Origin of the sequence: Kandleria vitulina DSM 20405 (assembly GCF_000702065.1) — a bacterium.
Taxonomy (GTDB): Bacteria; Bacillota_I; Bacilli_A; order Erysipelotrichales; family Coprobacillaceae; genus Kandleria; species Kandleria vitulina.
The window spans coordinates 1-5637 of record NZ_JNKN01000059.1 but is presented as its reverse complement, the minus strand read 5'-3'; the positions used below and the strand labels follow the sequence as shown (position 1 = coordinate 5637).

General features: G+C 34.2%; 6 protein-coding genes, 1 other RNA gene and 1 pseudogene. 1 reads left to right on the top strand and 7 read right to left on the bottom strand.

Annotation, left to right across the window (positions count from 1 at the left end; all coding sequences use genetic code 11):
• Positions 1-225: pseudogene (locus tag T513_RS12310) on the top strand (IS110 family RNA-guided transposase); the annotation flags it as partial.
• Between the two features lie 89 nt (positions 226-314).
• On the opposite strand, the gene T513_RS0109350 reads toward T513_RS12310, so the two are convergent.
• The 7 genes from T513_RS0109350 to T513_RS0109325 form a co-directional block, all read right to left on the bottom strand.
• The gene (locus tag T513_RS0109350) at positions 315-1280 is read right to left on the bottom strand and encodes a hypothetical protein (RefSeq protein WP_031589876.1); all 966 of its coding nucleotides are present in this window, start codon (positions 1278-1280) and stop codon (positions 315-317) included.
• Positions 1259-1900: a dTMP kinase gene (tmk, locus tag T513_RS0109345; RefSeq protein WP_029070827.1), complete on the bottom strand. Its 642-nt coding sequence runs from the start codon at positions 1898-1900 to the stop codon at positions 1259-1261. The genes T513_RS0109350 and tmk overlap by 22 nt, the downstream gene beginning before the upstream one ends.
• Before the next feature lie 105 nt (positions 1901-2005).
• Positions 2006-2599 carry a recombination mediator RecR gene (gene recR, locus T513_RS0109340; RefSeq protein ID WP_031589875.1) on the bottom strand — a complete coding sequence of 198 codons (594 nt, stop codon included), beginning with the start codon at positions 2597-2599 and terminating at the stop codon, positions 2006-2008.
• A gap of 15 nt (positions 2600-2614) precedes the next feature.
• Positions 2615-4417, bottom strand: coding sequence for a DNA polymerase III subunit gamma/tau (gene dnaX, locus T513_RS0109335; protein WP_031589873.1), 1803 nt, complete (start codon positions 4415-4417; stop codon positions 2615-2617).
• 49 nt (positions 4418-4466) lie between these two features.
• Entirely contained in the window at positions 4467-4913 is a 447-nt protein-coding gene (tadA, locus tag T513_RS0109330; protein ID WP_031589872.1) for a tRNA adenosine(34) deaminase TadA, read from the bottom strand.
• Between the two features lie 14 nt (positions 4914-4927).
• Positions 4928-5017, bottom strand: an RNA gene (gene ffs, locus T513_RS12060) — signal recognition particle sRNA small type.
• Positions 5018-5284: 267 nt separating this feature from the next.
• Positions 5285-5637 (bottom strand): aminoacyl--tRNA ligase-related protein (locus T513_RS0109325; RefSeq protein WP_031589871.1); only part of this gene is annotated, 353 nt, incomplete at its 5' end.

Sequence of the window (5637 nt, the reverse complement as noted above, 5' to 3'; positions counted from 1 at the left end):
ATCAAAAAGAGACGAGGCCACAAGAAAGCCATTATCGCAATTGCAAGAATGATGCTTGTCAGTATATACCATATGATTCTTACTGGAGAGACATTTAATCCTTCAGATTATGAATCATTTAGAAATCCTAAGCCACCTATAAAGCAACAAGATTTAACAGAAGAATCAGCGATTGAGTTTCTTAAGAAATCAGGTTTCGATGTTTCTAAATTAACTAAACAATAATATTCAATTATTCTATTTTTTGTAAATTATTCAAACTTGTTTTTAAGTTTGTCTTTTTTTATACGTTTTGATTGATTTTTGTTTCACACTTACACTCCTTTCATCATTTTATAGACCATACTATCCATCAGTAAAGAAAGGTTCGCATTTGTATCTATAGAATAAATAGTATCTAATACTAACTCTATTCTTTTCAGTATTTTTTGATCTTCTGGTAATGCAGCAAATAATTCTTTATGCTTTGTAAATGTCAATGGGATAGAATGTTTCACGTGAAACAAATCTCTCAATGCAAGTACAAGCATATTCAAGAACAATCTTGTAACATTCTTATCGTTCTTATACTTCTTAATTAATGTCACCTGTGTATTAATCAAAAGATTACCAGGATTCTGATAAAGGTCTTCTACAAAATTCAATGCATAGATCTTAGTATCCTCATAAACTTCAATATCCTTCATTTCCATGCAGGCATCTTTAGAATGAAAAAGCTGAGCTAATACACTTGCATCTTCTTCATCTACATTCTCATTCATAAGAGAAAGCTGAATACTTGTTTTTGATTCAGGTAAAAGATGGATAACCTGACATCTCGATTGAATGGTAGGCAATACCTTATTGACATTCTTTGTTGTCAGAATCGCAAATACTCCTTCCTGAGGTTCTTCCAAGAATTTTAATAAACTGTTCATTGCGGATGGAGAAGAATTCTCAATATTCTTTAATATATATATTCTCTCTTTTCCTTCAAAAGAAGACTTCTTGAATTCTGATTGAATATATTCAACATCATCCTTCTTAATAGATGATTCATTTCCATCATAGACAATGAGATCAGGATAGATTCCTTCTTTAATACGACGACAATCTTCGCACTCTTCACAGGCAAGTACATCATTATTACAGATAATGCTTTGTGCCAAGAATGTCGTAATGCTTTCTGTATTGTTGCCAACAAGCATATAAGCATGGGAAGACTTATGTTCCTGGAAGCTTCTTGTTAAGATCCTATATAGGACTGGCTGCGTTTTTTTTAGGAATTCTTTATTTTGCATAATTGACCTTCTACCAATGATTCTAACTGCTGATAAACACCATCTTTATCTAGACTAGCATCTATCTTCTTAATACGATCTTTAAATGTTTCACATATAGCAAGATATCCATCATAGACTTTCTGATGGAAATCTAATGATTCTAGGTCCAGACGATTTACTTCACGTTCATCATCTGACATAACTCTTTTTAAAGCAATCTCAGGCTTAACATCAAAGAAGACTGTTAAATCAGGAAGAACATTCTCAGTTGCAAAGAGATTCATTTCATAGACTTCTTTAACACCAAGACCTCTTCCGATTCCCTGATAGACAAGTGAACTATCGATAAATCTATCACAGATTACAATACCCCCTTTTTCAAGAGTTGGTAAAACCTTTTCAACAAGATGCTGTCGTCTGCTTGCAGCATAAAGCAATGCTTCTGTTTTCGCATCCATTTCTTTATTATTGACATCTACAATGACATCTCTAATTTGTTCTGCAATTGCAACACCACCAGGTTCTCTTGTATAGGTAACCAGGTATCCTTCTTTCTTTAGTTTTTCAATCAATCGAAGTGCAGCCGTTGTTTTTCCACTTCCGTCTCCACCTTCAACTGTAATAAACAAACCTTTCATGATGTAAACCTCCACTTCAATATTATATAAAAAAATTCTTCAATATTAAAGACATAATTGTTTGCGTGGAAGTATATAAAAAGATATGTTTCACGTGAAACATATCTATATTTTCTTACGATCCTCCAATGATCTTAACAATGTTAATTCATCCGCATAATCAAGACTGCTGCCAATAGGCAATCCATTAGCAATACGAGAAATCATAATATTCTTTTTATTTAGAAGTTTAGCAAGGAACAGAGCAGTTGTCTCCCCTTCTCTTGTAGGATTAGTCGCAATAATGACTTCCTTCGTATTCTCATCTAGACGATCCAACAATGACTGAATATTCAAGTCATCCATTGTCTTACCATCCATGATAGAGATTGTTCCTCCTAGCACATGATATACACCATGAAATTCTTTAAGCTTTTCCATCGCAAAGACGTCTTTAGGCGACTCTACAATACAGATTGTATGATGATCTCTTTCTTCATCTTTACAGATTTCACACACATCATCTTCACAGATATGACCGCATACTTTACAGTAATGAATCTTTTTCTTGAAGTCAGTCAATGCGTGAGAGAAGCGATTTACTTGATCATCATTCATAGAAAGAACATGATACGCCATTCTTTCTGCTCCCTTTGCGCCAATGCCTGGCAGCATCTTAAAGCATTCCATTAGCTCTTCAAATGTTTTTGGATATTCCATGTTTATTCCTTTCTATTAGTCTTCAGAAAATTCAACGAGGTCAGATCCAAATAGATCTACCGCAAATTTCTGAGCATCACTCATTTCTACGTTGTTTAAATCATGACCATCAATATGTTTCAATACAATTGGTCCTGGTTTAGGCAATGCTTTCTTCTTCATCAATTCAATGAAGTGATTACGCATTGCAAGCCATTCTTTTTCTTGCATAGCAACAAAGCGATAGTCTTCATTAAATATTTCATGCAACAATGAAGCAAGCTGCTTATAGTTCTTATAATAATTTACTGCATTTACTTCTGGCATAAACTCATATGATATAACCAGACCACCCTGACATGCAGCTACCGGCTTACCACTCGCTAACATACATGCAGCTTTTGCAGTGTTCATATTGGCCATATATCTTTTTACAATTGGCCATTTTTCCTGAATACGATTAAGGATGTGGCGATCAGCCTGTACAAGTATGTTCATGATATCAGCTTGATCGACTTCAATATTATCATCATGTTTTTCTACTTCTTCTTTTTCTTCAAACTGGAAGACAGGCTTTTCTTCTTCAACTGGTTGTTCATTTACAATTGAAGTTTCTTCAACTTCTTTCTCTTCTACTACCGGAGTTGGTTCTTCAACTTCTTTTTCTTCTACTATAGGAGCAGGCTCTTCAGCTGGTTTTCCTTCTACAATCTTAACCTTATTTTCAGGGATAGCTTTCTTTTCTACTTCGACAACCTGTACATTGTGATCCTGGTTACAAAGCTTAAGAATAGCTAATTCAAAGTAGATATCAGGATTAACTGAACGGGCATATTTCTCAGTAGCTGCTAATAGAATATCAATGAAAGATAAAGCATCATCACTTGTAATATAGGGAACTATACTGTCAATGTATCCTTCTGATAATACTGAAAGTATTCCAACATTATGTGTATTCTTATAAATAACAACATCTTTTAAGATATCAATAAGATCATATGTTAATCGTTTTACATCAATACCACTAGAATCCATCTTATGAATAATATCCAATGTTCTATTCATATCTTTAGATAAGATCACTTTAATTAGATCAATCTTATCTGATAAAGATACAATACCGTAGATAGAATTAACATCTTCTTCAGTTAAATGATCATCATTGTAAGCTAAACATTGTTCAAGAATAGAAAGCGCATCACGCATTCCCCCATTGGCAAGTTTAGCAATCAAGGAAAGTGCTCCTTCATCATAAGTCTTGCCTTCTTCTTTCATAACAGTTTCCATACGACCTACGATTTCCTGATCAGTCAATCTGCTAAAATCAAAACGCTGACAGCGTGAAATAATTGTAGGGAGTATTTTATGTGGTTCAGTTGTCGCAAGAATAAAAATAACATGAGCAGGTGGTTCTTCTAATGTCTTTAATAAGGCATTAAATGCCCCTGTAGACATCATGTGAACTTCATCGATAATGTATACTTTATACTTACCTTGAACAGGTGCATACTTGACCTTTTCAATTAAATCTCTGACTTCTTCTACCCCATTATTGCTGGCAGCATCAATTTCAATTACATCCTGATGCGTACCTTTTTCAATTGCCTTACAGTTCTCACATTCACCACAAGGCGCATCATCACTTGAACAGTTGACAGCTTTCGCAAACAGTTTTGCGACCGATGTTTTCCCTGTTCCACGTGGACCACAGAACAAATAGGCATGCGCAATCTTGTTTTCTTTAATCGCATGCTTCAATGTTGTTATAATTGCTTCCTGACCAGAAACATCCGCAAATGTTTGTGGTCTATATGTTCTATATAAAGATTTATATGCCATTATTCATCACCTTCTTCATTATACATGAAATGATACTTAAAAAGAAGAATCAACAGATTCTTCTCTTACTGCGAAAATAATTAGAAAGAATACTTGAACAGTCTTCCTTCAATACCCCTGAAGTAAGCTCTACTTCATGGTTGTATGTATAATCATTTAACAAAGTAGACATACCTGGCCAGCGTGAATCAGCAGCACCAAAGACTACCCTTTTAATCCGTGACTGCACAATGGCACCAGTACACATCATACATGGTTCCAATGTCACATACAAAGTACAATCGTTCAAATACCATGAATCAAAATAACAATTAGCTTTCTCAATCGCAAGAATCTCCGCATGAGCAATTGTTCTATTAGAATGTTCTTTATAGTTATGACATTTAGCAATCACCTGATCATTATAGACAATAACAGCCCCTACTGGAACCTCGTTAACATCAGCTGCTTTTTTTGCTTCTTCAATTGCTAATGACATGTAGTATTCATCACTCATTTTTCTACCTCATTAAAAAATGCCACTACACATAGAAGTTGATCCTTAATGCTGCTACCTTCCGGTCCTGACATGGTTCAGATGCATCTATTGTAATGGCAAGAATTATTATAGCATATTATCCCACTTTTTCAACCCGTTTTTCATTTTGTTTGATTTTGTAGCTTTGAGACCTTTTAAATATATTTATCAAAATATACAATATTTCCCTTAAATAAAGGGAAATATGCATATTTTATGTTAATTGAAGATTAAAATAAACGCATCGAAATATAAGGATACGTATCATTATCCACTTTATTTCTTCTATTTTAACATTTTAATATACCTCATTTACAAAAAATGCTGGCATAATGCCAGCAGCTAGAAAATTATTTTGAAGGAACAATCTTATCCTTGCCACCCATGTATGGTCTTAAGCATTCTGGGATTGTGATTGATCCATCTTCATTATAGTTGTTTTCAATAACCGCAATTAATCCTCTTGGAGTAGCGACTACTGTATTGTTTAATGTATGAAGATAGTAAGTACCCTTATCGTTCTTAGCTCTGATACCAAGTCTTCTTGCCTGAGCATCACCTAATGTAGAACATGAACCAACTTCAAAGAATTTCTGCTGTCTTGGAGACCATGCTTCAACATCACATGATTTAACTTTAAGATCAGCTAAATCGCCAGAGCAGCATTCTAACTGTCTTACTGGTACATTCATGTTAGTGAATA